This window comes from Streptomyces sp. NPDC007264, assembly GCF_042869095.1.
In the GTDB taxonomy this organism is placed as follows: Bacteria; Actinomycetota; Actinomycetes; order Streptomycetales; family Streptomycetaceae; genus Streptomyces.
The window spans coordinates 1-14868 of the sequence record NZ_JBIAFD010000013.1; the positions used below are offsets into that span (position 1 = coordinate 1).

Genomic DNA, 14868 nt, shown 5'->3' on the forward strand with positions numbered 1-14868 from the left:
CCGCTTCTTCACCACGATCGGCATCTTGTTGGGGGCGTACTTCGGCATCCGAACGTCTCCTTCCGGGGCGTTCGCAACCACCGATAGAACTCAAGAGGGATCGGTTTCGCGTACCGTCCACCCCGTGGGCCCGTACGCGGACCCCGCGTACGTGGCCACGGCTCAGTCCCGCCCCGACGCGGCCCCCACTCGGACACCGTGAATCCACACGAGCCTCAGCAGTCATGCCGCCGCCCGCAGGTGGAGGGTTTGTGTCACGTTGCGGACCCGGGGCCCTGCCCCGGAGGCTGCTGGCCGGCACGGACCCTCCAGTTGCTGCCCATCACCACCGAGTCGCAGCCCAGAGCCACAGGTCGTGCCCCACCCGCCTGCCGTCGTCGGCGCCGGTGACCACGCCTGGCCGCGTCAAGACACCGACGCCCGAACCCCGGTGAGGCCCGCCCGGCTTCCCGTGCCCGGCGCCGGCTGTGGCAGGCGGTCGTACGGGCTGTAGGGGGCTCGGGCGGATCAGGTCCGGCGATCCCCGCCGTGCGCACCGGCTCCGGGACCCTGTCGTACCGGCCGCAGCCTCGTATCCTGGCAGCGGCGTGCCGAACACGTCATGTCGCTGCGCTGGCACTGCCTTGTGAGGCGCCTTCCTCGGAATGCGGCCTCACGACTCCCCGCCGACGCGTACGGTCCATCTCTCGCCATTCCCGCCGCAGTCCGGCCAGATTCGTGGTGAGGAAGTACGCGGCGCCGCAGGCGAGCAGCACCGGCGCGAGTCCGGCAGCGGTCACCGCGGCCCCGGCGAGCAGCCCGCCGAGAGGGATGCCGGCCCAGGACAGCGAGTCACCGAGTGCATTGACCCGGCCCAGCATCCGGCGCGGCACCCGCTCGACGAGGACGGCTCCCAGCACCGGGTTGACGAAGCCGGCGCCGAACCCACTGACCGCGAAGACGGCCAGTACCGCCCCCAACGGGGCATCGACGGCGAGGATCAGGAACCTCGGTGCCCCGGCCAGCAGGAACCCGGTGAGAACCACCACCCGCCGCCGCAGCCGGTGCGCGACCACCGCGGCGACCAGGCTCCCACCGACCCCCGCGGCCCCCATCAGGCTTCCCATCAGGCCGATCGCGGTCGGCCCATGACCCGACTCCCTGGCCCAGACGGGTACGAGCACCGAGGTGATCGCCGCGTCCAGCAGGTTGGTGATGCCGCACATGACGATGACGGTGAGCAGCAGCGGCTCGCCGCGCAGGAAGGTGAGGCCCTCGCCGAACCGTCGCCAGTAGCCCGGCGCCGTTCCCCGGCCCGGCGAGGGGGATTCCTCGGCCGTGTGCCCCATGCCACGAGGCAGTGCGAGTTTGATGATCAACGATCCGAGGGCGAAACAGCCCGCGTTGACGGCGAGTCCGGTCAGGGGACCGAGCAGCGCCACCAGGGATCCGCCGGCCGCCAGGCCGACGGTGGAGGCGAGCCGCTCGATGACGCCGGACAGACCGGTGGCCCGCTCGAGCGGCACCCGGCCGCGTTCGGCCGCCTCCGGCACCATCACCTCCTTGGCCAGGTCGCCGGGTCCCCGGGCCGCGCCGATCAGCGCGACCAGGGCCAGCAGGAGCGGAAAGGACAGCAGGTGCAGGGTGTGGAGCAGGGGAACCGCGGCGGCGGCGGTCGCGCTGGCCAGGTCGGTGGTCCAGGAAACGGCCCGCGGGCCGATCCGGTCCACCAGCGGTCCGGTGAACGCCTTGACCACCACGTAGGGAGTCATCTCGCAGAAGGCGACCAGTCCGGTCCGGGTGGCGCTACCGGTTGTGACGAGGACGAACCACGGCAGGGCCACGACGGAGATCCGTGTGCCGGTCAGTGACACGGCCATGGCCGTCAGCACCCCGCCCAACGGCCGTAAGGACCTCCTGCCGGGTGTGCCGCCGGCCTTCGAGGCGTCGACGGTCATGACGTCGGGCTTCCTTCCTCTTCCTGAGGGCCGGAAGGGAGTGACGAGGTGGCAGGCGTATCCAGTTCGGGCAGGATCTGCGTGATCACGGCGACCCGTTCGGCTCCCTCGGGGGCACTCGCCGCCGTTTCCGGCGCGTCTCGCCGGTAGCGCGCGATGACTTCCGCCAACTCCCGGTACAGGGCAGCGGCCTCCTCGGGCGTGAGCCGCAGGGCCCAGTCGCTCAGGTCGAAGGTGTTCCGCCATGCACGAGGCATTACCTGAAGCCCGTTCAGTGTCTGCTGCGTGCGCAGGGTGTAGATGGCGGCGACGGACTGCTGGTAGGCCAGTGCGGCCTCGGGCTCCCGCTCGGCCAGCTCCGGATCGTTGAACCAGGTCGTCCGATGCACCGAACGCCACCAGCGCTCACGCGCGTTGCCGCGTTCGGTGTCCTCCTCGACGAAACCGGCCGCGCCGAGCTGCCGTAGGTGGTAGCTGGCCGTACCGGAGTTCACACCCAGCCGCTCCGCGAGCCGGGTGGCCGTCGACGGGCCGTACTTCCGCAGCAGCCCGACCAACTGCACGCGCACCGGATGCGCCAGGGCACGCAGCCCCTTGGCGTCCAGGACGACCGAGTCCTCTTCAGCGTTCGGGCCATCCGGTCTTGTCACTGCATCAGCCATGCGACACAGGGTAGTTCGCGAAAGGTTCTTCGCAAAGAGGCCTTCGCGAAGAACTCTTTGCGGTTCAGGTGGCCGTCGCCGGGACTTGAGGGGCACCGTTTTCCGTACGATCCGGCGGGGTGCAGCCGTCCACCCCGGGACGACGACACCGCCGATCTTCCAGGCGGCGGCCGCCTCGCACGCGCCGAGTCGGCGAGCACGCCGGAACTGCCCCAACCACCGGTCCGAGGACCCATCACCGCGACTTACGGCTGGTGACAGGGTTCTTGCCGGTACGTCGGCCTTCGGCGGAGCTTCTTCGCACCGATGCAAATTCCTTGGGCAGCCCGGCAGTTGACGTCGTAGTCTCCCCCGATGACTACCGTTTCCGTCGAAGATCTCGCACGTGCATGCACGTCTGTGGGCGACCTGCTCGCCGAGGTCCGCCCCGAGCAGTGGAAGGAGCCGACGCCGTGCACGGAATGGAACGTGCGCGAGGTGGTGGCCCACCTGGTCGGCATGGACCTGGTGTTCGCAGCGATGATCGAGGGCGGCCCGATGCCCGAACGGGGAGTAGACCGCCTCGGCGACGACCCGGTCGGTGCCTACCGGGCCTCCAGTGCTTCGCTGCTGGCAGCGTTCTCCGCCCCTGGGGTGCTCGAGCGGAGTTGTCGCGGACCCTTGGGGAGCGCCACGGGCGCCGAGCGCTTGCAGATCCGCCTGTACGATCTGCTCGCTCATGGATGGGACCTCGCCCAGGCCATCCAAGTCCCTGCCCGGCTGCCCGAAGACCTTGCCGAGCAGGCTCTGGCGTTCGCTCAGGCCCAACTCTCCCCGCAGTCCCGAGCGGGACGATTCGCCGAGCCGCGCCCCGTCGAGGAGATGGCTCCGGCCCTTGACCGGCTTGCCGCGTTTCTCGGCCGACCGGTCCCACCACAGCTGTGAGGCGGCTCGGGTGGAACTGCCCCCACTCGGACGCCCTGAACCACGCTACGCCCCGAGTCGGCGCCTCCACCGGCACCTTCACGCAGTTGCCGTCGTCCCACGCGGCACGACGGGGGCGCAGCGGCACCGCACCCGCGAAGTCGGCTGCGGCGAGCCGGTGCGGTGGCTCACGGTGGGTGGGGGAATGCGCGGCAGGGACGCGACGGGCAGCCTCACCGGTCACACGAGCCTCAGCAGTCGTACCGCCGCCCGCATGGCTGCCCGTCACCACCGAGTCGCGGCCCAGGGCCCCAGGTCGCGACCCACCCGCCTGCCCTCGGCGCCGGTGACCACCCCCGGCCGCGTCAAGGCACCGACGCCCGAACCCCGGTGAGGCCCACCCTGCCGGCACTCCGGCTACGGCAGCACCGCGAAGCCGTCGAGTTCCACGAGTGCCTCCTCGTCCCAGAGGCGCACGGCGCCCACGACGGCCATCGCGGGGTAGTCGCGGCCGGCCAACGCGTGCCAGATGCGCCCCAGTTCGGGCGCGTGCGCGCGGTAGTCGGCCACGTCGGCGGCGTAGACGGTGACACGGGCGAGGTCCGCGGGCGTTCCGCCGGCCGCGCCCAGGGCGGTGAGCAGGTTGGTGAGCGCCTGCTCGAACTGCTCGGCCAGCGTGTCGCCGACCACCTTGCCGTCCTTGTCGAGGGCGGTCTGGCCCGCCAGGAAGACCAGCCGGGTGCCGGTGGCGACGACGGCATGGGAGAAGCCGGTGGGCGGGGAGAGGTCGGACGGGTTCAGGCGTTCGGCGGTCATGGGGCGGCCTCCACGGTCTCCACAGGTTCCACGGGTTCCACGGTCGTCGCCGTCTTCCTCGCCTCCGCGGTCTCCGCCGGCTCCGCGGCCTCCGCGGTCGCGTACAGCTCCTTGGCGATGATGCCGCGCTGGACCTCGCTCGCGCCCTCGTAGATCCGGGGGGCGCGCACCTCGCGGTAGAGGTGTTCGAGGAGGTGGCCGCGGCGCAGGGCGCGCGCGCCGTGCAGTTGGACGGCCGTGTCGACGACGTACTGGGCGGTCTCGGTGGCGAGCAGCTTGGCCATGGCGGACCGGCGCGGCACGTCCGGGGCGCCGTCGTCGTACGCCGTGGCCGCCGCGTACACCATGAGGCGGGCCGCCTCGGTGCGCAGGGCCATCTCGGCGACCTGGTGGGAGACGGCCTGAAGGTCCTTCAGCTTCCCGCCGAAGGCGTCCCGTGCGGCGGTGTGCGCGAGTGTCGCGTCGAGGGCCGCCTGCGCCATGCCGACCGCGAAGGCGCCGACGCTGGGACGGAACAGATTGAGGGTGGTCATGGCGACGCGGAAGCCGCGGTCGGGCTCGCCGAGGACGTCGTCCGCGGTCACCGGCACGGCGTCGAAGGAGAGGGCGCCGATGGGGTGCGGCGAGAGCATGTCGAGCGGGGCGCCGCTCAGGCCGGGGCGGTCGGCGGGCACGAGGAACGCGGTCACGCCCCGGGAGCCGGCCCCGGGGGTGGTGCGGGCGAAGACGGTGTAGAAGTCGGCCTCGGGCGCGTTGGAGATCCAGCACTTCTCGCCGGTGAGCCGCCAGCCGGACGAAAGATCGGGGCGCGCCGTGAGGTTCAGCGCCGCCGCGTCCGAGCCCGCGTCCGGTTCGGTCAGGGCGAAGGCGGCCACGGCGGTGCCCGCGCGGACGCCGGGCAGCCAGCGGGCGCGCTGGGCCGGGGTGCCGTGCGCATGCACCGGATGGGCGCCCAGGCCCTGCAGGGCGAGCGCGGTCTCGGCCTCCGTGCAGGCGTACGCCAGGGACTCCCGCATCAGGCACAGGTCCAGCGCACCGGAGGTGAACAGGCGTTCCAGCAGGCCGAGTCGGCCGAGTCCGGCGACGAGTGCGCGGTTGACGCGGCCCGGCTCGCCCTGCTCAGCGAGCGGCCGCAGCCGCCGGGCGGCCAGCGTGCGCAGCTCCGCACACCGGGCGGTCTGTGCCGGATCGAGCGAGAATGCGGTCACTGCCGGTCCCCTCTCCTGGCGGCGAACAGGGTGCGTGCGTCGACGACCCGACCGTATCGCGGAGCATTGACTGTCGTCACCAACACGATACGCTCCCTGTGCGAGCCCACCACGACGAGGGGGCGAACCGCCATGGACCAGAGGGACGCCGCGAGCGCCACCACGGACACCACGGACACGGACACCACGGCCCCGCACGCCACAGACACGGACACCACGGACACGGACGCCACGGACGCGGAAAGCGGCGCGGGCGCCGTGAGGGGCGCGGCAGCGGCGGGGGCCCCCACCGCCCACCGCGACACCTTCACCCGCGACCATCTCCCGCCCCGCGAGCAGTGGCCGCACCTCCCCTTCGATCTGCCGGGGCTGCATTACCCCGAACGGCTGAACGCGGCCGCCGAACTGCTCGACGGCACCGATCCCGTCCGCCCCGCGTTCCGCACGGCGGACGGCGGCGTGTGGACGTACGGCGATCTGCGCACCCGCGTCGACCGGATCGCCCACGCGCTCATCTCCCGCCTCGGCGTCGTGCCCGGCAACCGCGTCCTGCTGCGCGGTCCCACCACCCCCTGGCTCGCCGCCTGTTGGCTGGCCGTGCTCAAGGCCGGCGCGGTCGCCGTCACCGTGCTCGCCCAGCAGCGCCCGCACGAGCTGCGCACCATGTGCGAGATCGCCCGGGTCGGCCACGCCCTGTGCGACGTCCGCGCGGCCGACGACCTGGTGAAGGCCGACGTCCCCGGCCTGCGCATCACCACCTACGGCGGCGACGGCCCCGACGACCTGTTGCGCCTGCCGGTACCCGAGGAGCCCTTCCCGCCGGTGGCGACGGCCGCGGACGACGTGGCGCTCATCGCCTTCACCTCCGGCACCACCGGCCGCCCGAAGGGCTGTATGCACTTCCACCGGGACGTGCTCGCCGTCGCGGACACCTTCTCCCGGCACGTGCTGCGGCCGCGCCCCGAGGACGTGTTCGCGGGCAGCCCCCCGCTGGGCTTCACCTTCGGGCTCGGCGGCCTCGTCGTCTTCCCGCTGCGGGCCGGTGCCAGCGCCCTGCTGCTCGAACAGGCGGGCCCCCGGCAGCTGTTGCCCGCGATCGCCGAGCACCACGTCTCCGTGCTGTTCACCGCGCCGACCGCGTACCGAACGATGCTCGGCGAACTGAACGGCCACGACATCGCGTCACTGCGGCGGTGCGTGTCGGCCGGCGAGAACCTGCCCGCCGCCACCTGGCGGGCCTGGCACGAGCGCACCGGGCTGCGCATCATCAACGGCATCGGCGCCACCGAGCTGCTGCACATCTTCATCTCCGCCGCGGACGACCGGATCCGCCCCGGAACCACGGGAGTTCCCGTGCCGGGGTGGCAGGCGCGCGTGCAGGACGCGCACGGCAGGCCCGTGCCCGACGGCGAACCCGGGCTGCTCGCGGTGCGCGGCCCGGTCGGCTGCCGCTATCTGGCCGACCCGCGGCAGCGGGAGTACGTCCGAGGCGGCTGGAACATCACCGGCGACACCTATGTCCGCGATCCCGACGGCTACTTCCGCTATGTCGCGCGCGCCGACGACATGATCGTCTCGGCCGGGTACAACATCGCGGGTCCCGAGGTCGAGGAGGCCCTGCTGCGTCATCCCGACGTGCTCGAGACGGCGGTCGTCGGACGGCCCGACGAGGCCCGCGGCCAGGTGGTGGTGGCCTACGCGGTCCTGCGCCCGGGGGCGCGGCGCGACCCCGAGGCGCTGCGCGCCTTCCTCACGTCCGAGCTGGCCCCGTACAAGTGCCCGCGCGAGTTCGTCTTCCTGGACGCGCTGCCGCGCACGGCGACGGGCAAGCTCCAGCGCTTCCGGCTGCGGACGGACCCGGCCGTGCCCACGCCGCCGAACCCGGCCGTGCCCCCGCCGTCCGACCCCTCCGCGCCGGCGCCGCCGGACCCGGCCGCATCCGCGCGGGCCGCCACCCGCGCGGACGACGGCACGGGCGACGGCCCGGGCGACGGCCCGGGCGACGGCCCAGGCGTCAACTCCGTACGGGTACAAGGTGATCATGAGTGACGCGGACGATCTAGAGTGATCACGTGTCCGATCAGCACGCTCCCCGCTCCCTCATCGTCACGTTCTACGGCGCCTACGGCCGCTTCGCCCCCGGCCCGGTCCCGGTGGCCGAGCTGATCAGGCTGCTCGGCGCGGTCGGCGTGGACGCGCCGTCCGTGCGCTCGTCGGTGTCCCGGCTGAAACGGCGCGGACTGCTGGTGCCCGGGCGCACGGCGGCGGGCGCCGCCGGGTACGCGCTGTCGCCGGAGGCCCGGCAGGTGCTCGACGACGGCGACCGGCGCGTGTACGCGACGACGCCCCCGCGGGACGAGGGCTGGGTGCTCGCGGTGTTCTCCGTACCGGAGTCGGAGCGTCAGAAGCGGCACCTGCTGCGCTCCCGGCTGGCGGGGCTCGGCTTCGGCACGGCGGCCCCGGGGGTGTGGATCGCCCCGGCCCGCCTGTACGAGGAGACCCGCCACACCCTTCAGCGGCTGGGTCTGGACGCGTACGTGGACTTCTTCCGCGGCGAGCACCTCGGTTTCACGCCGACCGTGCAGGCGGTGACGCGGTGGTGGGACCTGGCCGCGATCGCCGAGCAGCACGAGGCGTTCCTCGACCGCCACGCGCGCGTGCTGCACGTCTGGGAGGACCGTGAGGACACCCCGCCCGAGGAGGCGTACCGCGACTACCTGCTCGCCCTGGACTCCTGGCGCCATCTGCCGTACGCCGACCCGGGGCTGCCGGCCGGACTGCTCCCCCGCGACTGGCCCGGTGCCCGCTCGGCCGTGGTCTTCCGGGCGCTGCACCAGCGGCTGCGGGACGCGGGAGCGGTCTTCGCGGGGTTGGCGGACCCGCCGGGGTGAGCCTCAGCCGCCGAGGGTGAGCCGGGGCTTCGGGGCGTCGGCGCGCCCCGTCTGCGGGCGCCGGCTGCCCGCCCGGTAGGGCGCGGGCCACACCACGCCCGGCCCGCTGTACCCCTGCTCGGCCGCCGCGTGCAGCGTCCAGTGCGGGTCGTACAGATGCGGCCGGGCCAGCGCGCACAGATCGGTGCGGCCGGCCAGGATCAGCGAGTTGACGTCGTCCCAGGAGGAGATGGCACCCACCGCGATCACCGGCGCTCCGGTCTCGTGGCGGATCCGGTCGGCGTACGGCGTCTGGTACGAGCGCCCGTACGCCGGCTGCTCCCCGGCCACCACCTGCCCGGTCGACACGTCGATCGCGTCGGCGCCGTGCGCGGCGAAGGCGCGGGCGATCTCGACGGCGTCCTCGGCCGTGGTGCCGCCCTCGGCCCAGTCGGTCGCGGAGATCCGTACCGTCATGGGCTTGTCCTCGGGCCACACCGCCCGCACGGCGTCGAAGACCTCGAGCGGGAAGCGCAGCCGCTGTGCGAGGGTGCCGCCGTAGCCGTCCGTGCGGTGGTTGGTGAGCGGCGAGAGGAACCCGGAGAGCAGATATCCGTGGGCGCAGTGGAGTTCGAGGAGGTCGAATCCGCAGCGGGCGGCACGCCAGGCGGCGGCCGCGAACTGCTCGCGGATGTCGGTCAGCTGGGCGCGGGAGAGCTCGCGGGGTGTCTGGCTCGCCGGCGTGTACGGGATCGGGGAGGCGGCCACGAGCGGCCAGTTGCCCTCGTCCAGCGGCTCGTCCATGCCCTCCCACATCAGCTTGGTGGAGCCCTTGCGGCCGCTGTGCCCGAGCTGCACGCCGATCGCGGTGCCCGGTGCCTGCGCGTGCACGAAGTCGGTGATCCGCCGCCACGCCTCGGCCTGCCGCCCGGTGTAGAGCCCGGCGCAGCCGGGGGTGATCCGGCCCTCGGCGCTCACGCACACCATCTCGGTCATCACCAGACCGGCCCCGCCGAGCGCCCGTGCGCCCAGATGGACCAGGTGGAAGTCGCCCGGGACGCCGTCGACCGCCGAGTACATGTCCATGGGCGAGACCACGACCCGGTTGCGCAGGGTCAGCCCGCGCAGCCGGAAGGGGGTGAACATCGGGGGTGTGCCGGGCGGGCAGCCGAACTCGCGCTCCACCGCGTCGGTGAAGTGCGGGTCGCGCAGCCGCAGGTTGTCGTGGGTGACCCGGCGGCTGCGGGTGAGCAGGTTGAAGGCGAACTGCCGGGGAGGCTCGCCGAGGTGCAGCGCGAGGTTCTCGAACCACTCCAGGCTGGCCCGGGCCGCGCGCTGGGTGGAGGCGACGACCGGGCGGCGCTCCTCCTCGTAGGCGGCCAGTGCCGCAGGCAGCGAGGAGTGCTCGCGCAGGCAGGCGGCCAGCGCCAGCGCGTCCTCGACCGCCAGCTTGGTACCGGAGCCGATCGAGAAGTGCGCGGTGTGTGCGGCGTCGCCGAGGAGGACCAGGTTGCCGTGCGACCAGCGGTCGTTGACGACGGTGCGGAAGGTGGTCCAGGCGGAGTTGTTGGACCGCAGGGACCGGCCGCCGAGCGCGTCCGCGAAGATCTTGGCGCAGCGCTCGACGGACTCGGCGGTCTCCACCTCGGCGAACCCGGCCGCCCGCCAGACCTCCTCGCGCATCTCGACGATCACCGTGGAGGCGTCGGGCGCGTAGGGGTAGCCGTGCAGTTGCATCACGCCGTGCTCGGTCTCGGCGATCTCGAAGCGGAACGCGTCGAAGGCGACGTCGGCGGCGAGCCAGATGTAGCGGCAGCGGTGCTCCTCGACCGAGGGCCCGAACGCCTCGGCGTGCGCCTCGCGGGTGGTGCTGTGCACCCCGTCGGCGGCGATCACCAGGTCGTACGTCTCCGTCAGCCGGGCCGGATCGGGGGCTTCGGTCCTGAAGCGCAGTTCGACCCCGAGCCCGCGGCAGCGCTCGTGCAGGATCTCCAGGAGCCGGCGCCGGCCGAGCGCGGCGAAGCCGTGGCCGCCGGAGGTGTGCCGCACGCCCCGGTGGACGATGTCGATGTCGTCCCAGCGCACGAACTCGGCCTTCAGCGCCTCGTACACGACCGGATCCGCGTGCTCGATGCCGCCGAGCGTCTCGTCGGACAGCACGACGCCGAAGCCGAAGGTGTCGTCGGGGGCGTTGCGTTCCCAGACCGTGACCTCGCGGGCGGGGTCGAGGCGTTTGAGCAGCGCCGCCGCGTACAGCCCTCCCGGCCCTCCGCCGATCACCGCGACGCGCATCGCCCGGTCACCGCCCCCGCCACTTGGGGGCCCGCTTCTCGGTGAACGCGGCGTGGAACTCGGCGTAGTCCTCGCCGTTCATCAGCAGCGCCTGGGTCGAGGCGTCCAGTTCCACCGCGGCGGCGAGCGGCATGTCGAGTTCGGCGGTCAGCAGCGCCTTGGTCTGCGCGTGGGCGAGCGCCGGGCCGTCGGCGAGCCGGCGGGCCAGCGCCTGGGCGGCCTCGTCGGCGCGGCCCTCCTCGGTCAGCTCGCTGATCAGCCCGATCCGCTCGGCCTCGGGCGCCCGCACCTGCTCGCCGAGCATGAGCAGTCGGGTGGCGTGGCCGAGCCCCACGACCCGCGGCAGCAGATAGGCGGCGCCCATGTCGCCGCCGGACAGCCCGACCTTGGTGAAGAGGAACGCGAAGCGGGCGGAGGGGTCGGCCACCCGGAAGTCCGCGGCCAGCGCGAGGACGGCACCGGCGCCGGCGGCCACCCCGTGCACGGCGGCCACGACCGGGAACGGGCACTCCCGCAGGGCCCGTACGACCTGTCCGGTCATGCGGTTGAAGTCGAGCAGCCGGGCGGTGTCCATGGACAGGGTGGCGCCGATGATCTCGTCGACGTCGCCGCCCGAGCAGAAGCCGCGTCCTTCGCCGGCCAGGACCAGGGCCCGGACGGACTTCTCCCTGGACAGCTCGGCGAGCAGGTCGCGCAGGTCGGCGTACGCGCCGAAGGTGAGCGCGTTGAGTTTGTCGGGGCGGGCCAGTGTCACCGTCGCGACCCCGTCGGCGTGGGTGCACCGCAGGTGCCGCCAGTCGGAGGTGCGGGCGGCGGAACCGGTGAAGGGACTCATGACGTGCGGCCTCCTCGGACGGGACGGCGGCTGTCGGCTGTGCCTCTCCGAAGTTATCACCGTCTCGTGACTGTCGTCAGGATGGCGCTATAAACGGGAAACGTGATCGCGATACGCCCGGATTTTTCCTGACTCCGGTGAACCGTCCCGTGATCGACCCCGTGGACCGGAAGGAGGCGGTCGTGCGCGGTGCGCGCCGGGCGCCGTGCGACAGAGCCGCCCGGCCTGCGTCACACCTTGTCGACAGGCCGGTAACGAGGCGTCCGGCCGTGCGCGGCCGGACGTCGGTAGGGGTACGCACCCCGGTACCGGAGCCCGTCGAGGCCCCGGACCGAGCCCGCCGACCGCCCCTTGCGGGGTGCCCCGTACCATGCCCGAGTCGGAAGCAGGACAGCCTGCGCCATGAACGGACCCGCCTTGCACGAGCCGCCCGCCCCCGCCTCCTGGCGCATCGCGCTGCCGCAGACCGCCGCGGCCGTGCCCGTCGCCCGGGCACTGGTCCGTACGGCACTGGCGGAGATCGAGCACCCGGCGGACAGCGACACCGCGGAGCTGCTCACCGCGGAGCTGGTGGCGAACGCCGTGGAGCACGCCACGGGCGACGGACCGATAGAGCTGGTCGTCGAGCTGATGCCGACGGGCTGCACGGTCGAGGTGCACGACCCCGACCCGGCGCCGCCCGGCAATCTGACCCGCCCGGTCGCGGGGCCGCCCGATCCCTGGCAGGAGCACGGGCGGGGCCTGCTGCTGATCCGTAGCCTCAGCTCGTCCTGCGGCCACCGCCCCACCCGGTCCGGCAAGGCGGTGTGGTTCCGGCTGCCGGCCGTCCCGGGGCCGCGCCGCCCGGTGTGAGGGCCCCGGTCAGGCGAGCGTGGCGACCAGGATCGCCTTGATGGTGTGCATGCGGTTCTCGGCCTCGTCGAAGACGACGGAGTGCGCGGACTCGAACACCTCGTCGGTGACCTCCAGCTCGGTCAGCCCGTGCCGCTCGTGGATCTCGCGGCCCACGGCGGTGCCGAGGTCGTGGAAGGCCGGCAGACAGTGCAGGAACTTCACGTCGTCGTTGCCGGTGGCGCGCAGCACGTCCATGGTCACGGCGTACGGGCCGAGCAGCGCTATGCGCTCGTCCCAGACCTCCTTGGGCTCACCCATCGACACCCACACGTCGGTGGCCACGAAGTCGGCGCCGTGCACGCCCTCCTTCACGTCCTCGGTCAGCGTGATCCGGGCGCCGGAGGTGCGCGCAAGGCGCCGGGCCGCCTCGACGACCTCGTCGCCGGGCCACAGCGGCTCGGGGCCGACGATGCGTACGTCCATGCCGAGCAGGGCCCCGGTGACGAGGTAGGAGTTGCCCATGTTGGAGCGGGCGTCGCCGAGGTAGGCGAAGGCGATGCCGGTCAGCGGCTTGTCGCTGTGCTCGGTCATGGTGAGCACGTCGGCGAGCATCTGGGTGGGGTGCCACTCGTCGGTGAGGCCGTTGTAGACGGGCACGCCGGCGTGGGCGGCCAGCTCCTCGACGACGGACTGCCCGCTCCCCCGGTACTCGATGGCGTCGAACATCCGGCCGAGCACCCGGGCGGTGTCCTTGACGGACTCCTTGTGCCCGATCTGCGAGCCGGCCGGGTCCAGGTACGTGGTGTGCGCGCCCTGGTCGGCGGCCGCGACCTCGAACGCGCAGCGCGTGCGGGTCGAGGTCTTCTCGAAGACCAGCGCGATGTTCCTGCCCTCCAGGTACCGCCTCTCGGCCCTGGCCTTCTTGGCCGCCTTCAGCTCGGCGGCCAGCTCGATCAGGGCACGGAACTCCTCGGCGGTGAAGTCCAGCTCCTTGAGGAAGTGGCGGCCGGCGAGGGCGGTCGGGACTGTCGCCATGGGGCGCTCCAGGGTACGAGAGGGCAGGGTCGGACACGGGAATGGAGTGGAAGTCTATACGACGCCTCACATTTCTATGCGAACGTGCGATCCGTCACACCCGCCGTCACGGCGCGACCGCTCACGGCGCGACCACTTCACGGCGCGACCGCTTCCCGTTCCACCGGGCAACTCATGCACCGCGGCCCGCCCCTCCCCCGGCCCAGCTCGCTCCCGGGGATCTCGATCACCTCGATGCCCTGTTTGCGCAGATGCGTGTTGGTGGTCGAGTTCCGTTCGTAGGCGACGACGACTCCCGGCTCGACCGCCAGGACGTTGCACCCGTCGTCCCACTGCTCCCGCTCCGCCGCGTGCACGTCCTGCGTGGCGGTCAGCACCCGGATCTCGCTCAGCCCCAGCGCCGCGGCGATCGCCCGGTGCATGTGCTCCGGCGGATGGTCGGTGACCTTCAGCTCCGTGTCCACGGCACCGGGCTCGATGGTGTAGGAGCGGAGCATGCCGAGCCCCGCGTACTGCGTGAAGGTGTCCCCGTCGACCATGGTCATCACGGTGTCCAGGTGCATGAAGGCGCGCCGCTTGGGCATGTCGAGCGCGACGATCGTCCGGGCCGACCCGGCGGCGAAGAGCTTGTGCGCGAGCATCTCCACGGCCTGCGGCGTGGTGCGTTCGCTCATGCCGATGAGCACGGCGCCGTTCCCGATGACCAGCACGTCGCCGCCCTCGATCGTGGAGGGGTAGTCGGCCTGCCCCTCGGACCAGACGTGGAAGTCCTCGCTCCGGAACAGCGGGTGGTGCCGGTAGATCGCCTCGAAGTGGACGGTCTCGCGCTGCCGCGCGGGCCAGCGCATCGCATTGATCGAGACGCCGTCGTAGATCCAGGCGGAGGTGTCGCGGGTGAAGAGGTGATTGGGCAGGGGCCGCAGCAGGAAGTCGTCGAGATCCATCACGTGGAACCGCACGGAGGTCGGCTCCGGGTGCGCGTCGAGGAACTCCCGCTTGGTCATGCCGCCGACGAGCGCCTCGGCGAGCGCGGGGGCGGACAGGACCTCGAAGACGCCGCGCAGATGGTCGGCGGCGAGCGGCCCGTACTCCTTCTCGTCGAAGACCCGGTCCAGGACCAGGGACCTCGCCGCCGGGACCGCCAGGACCTCGGTGAGCAGATCACCGAAGAGATGGACGGCGACCCCGCGGTCGCGCAGCACGTCGGCGAACCCGTCGTGCTCGGCGCGCGCCCGGCGCACCCACAGCACGTCGTCGAAGAGCAGCGCGTCCTTGTTACTGGGGGTGAGCCTCTTGAGCTCGAGATCGGGCCGGTGCAGGATGACGCGGCGCAGCCGCCCGGCCTCCGAGTCGACGTGGAATGCCATGCCTCCATCCTGACCATTCGGGCGCGTGTTCACCCCTGTTTCCCCGCAAACCGGACCGCGTATCTCGTCCCCTTGACGATAAGGGGGCCTCCCGATTATCGTCATCCAG

The 14868-nt window shown here is 72.6% G+C and carries 11 protein-coding genes and 1 pseudogene; 4 read left to right on the top strand and 8 right to left on the bottom strand.

The window, feature by feature from the left end; all coding sequences use genetic code 11:
• Positions 1-599 precede the first annotated feature (599 nt).
• Positions 600-1937 (bottom strand): MFS transporter, encoded by a 1338-nt coding sequence (locus tag ACFYMU_RS22300; protein WP_388375768.1) that lies wholly within the window; start codon positions 1935-1937, stop codon positions 600-602.
• Complete coding sequence (locus ACFYMU_RS22305) at positions 1934-2599, bottom strand: ArsR/SmtB family transcription factor (protein WP_388375771.1); 666 nt, start codon at positions 2597-2599, stop codon at positions 1934-1936. The genes ACFYMU_RS22300 and ACFYMU_RS22305 overlap by 4 nt, the downstream gene beginning before the upstream one ends.
• Before the next feature lie 354 nt (positions 2600-2953).
• Between ACFYMU_RS22305 and ACFYMU_RS22310 the strand changes: the two genes are divergently transcribed.
• Positions 2954-3523: a TIGR03086 family metal-binding protein gene (locus tag ACFYMU_RS22310; RefSeq protein ID WP_388375774.1), complete on the top strand. Its 570-nt coding sequence runs from the start codon at positions 2954-2956 to the stop codon at positions 3521-3523.
• A 396-nt stretch (positions 3524-3919) separates the two neighbouring features.
• On the opposite strand, the gene ACFYMU_RS22315 is transcribed toward ACFYMU_RS22310, so the two are convergent.
• Entirely contained in the window at positions 3920-4318 is a 399-nt protein-coding gene (locus tag ACFYMU_RS22315) for a RidA family protein (protein WP_388375776.1), read from the bottom strand.
• The gene (locus ACFYMU_RS22320) at positions 4315-5526 is read right to left on the bottom strand and encodes an acyl-CoA dehydrogenase family protein (RefSeq protein ID WP_388375779.1); all 1212 of its coding nucleotides are present in this window, start codon (positions 5524-5526) and stop codon (positions 4315-4317) included. Before ACFYMU_RS22320 ends, ACFYMU_RS22315 begins: the two co-directional genes overlap by 4 nt.
• Positions 5527-5658: 132 nt before the next feature.
• Here ACFYMU_RS22320 and ACFYMU_RS22325 point away from each other — a divergent pair.
• Together ACFYMU_RS22325 and ACFYMU_RS22330 are read left to right on the top strand one after the other, a co-directional pair.
• A pseudogene (locus ACFYMU_RS22325) lies at positions 5659-7380 on the top strand (AMP-binding protein); the annotation flags it as partial.
• 218 nt (positions 7381-7598) lie between these two features.
• Positions 7599-8417, top strand: a complete 819-nt coding sequence (locus tag ACFYMU_RS22330; RefSeq protein WP_388375782.1) for a PaaX family transcriptional regulator C-terminal domain-containing protein — start codon at positions 7599-7601, stop codon at positions 8415-8417.
• A 3-nt stretch (positions 8418-8420) separates the two neighbouring features.
• On the opposite strand, the gene ACFYMU_RS22335 is transcribed toward ACFYMU_RS22330, so the two are convergent.
• A complete protein-coding gene (locus ACFYMU_RS22335) occupies positions 8421-10688 on the bottom strand; it encodes a bifunctional salicylyl-CoA 5-hydroxylase/oxidoreductase (protein WP_388375785.1) in 2268 nt (755 codons plus the stop codon).
• 7 nt (positions 10689-10695) lie between these two features.
• Positions 10696-11523, bottom strand: a complete 828-nt coding sequence (locus tag ACFYMU_RS22340; RefSeq protein WP_388375788.1) for an enoyl-CoA hydratase family protein — start codon at positions 11521-11523, stop codon at positions 10696-10698.
• Between the two features lie 402 nt (positions 11524-11925).
• Between ACFYMU_RS22340 and ACFYMU_RS22345 the strand changes: the two genes are divergently transcribed.
• Positions 11926-12375, top strand: a complete 450-nt coding sequence (locus ACFYMU_RS22345; RefSeq protein WP_388375791.1) for an ATP-binding protein — start codon at positions 11926-11928, stop codon at positions 12373-12375.
• 9 nt (positions 12376-12384) lie between these two features.
• On the opposite strand, the gene argF is transcribed toward ACFYMU_RS22345, so the two are convergent.
• Both argF and ACFYMU_RS22355 read right to left on the bottom strand, forming a co-directional pair.
• A complete protein-coding gene (gene argF, locus ACFYMU_RS22350; protein WP_388375794.1) occupies positions 12385-13392 on the bottom strand; it encodes an ornithine carbamoyltransferase in 1008 nt (335 codons plus the stop codon).
• A gap of 137 nt (positions 13393-13529) precedes the next feature.
• Positions 13530-14759 carry an arginine deiminase gene (locus ACFYMU_RS22355; protein WP_388375797.1) on the bottom strand — a complete coding sequence of 410 codons (1230 nt, stop codon included), beginning with the start codon at positions 14757-14759 and terminating at the stop codon, positions 13530-13532.
• Positions 14760-14868: the final 109 nt, after the last annotated feature.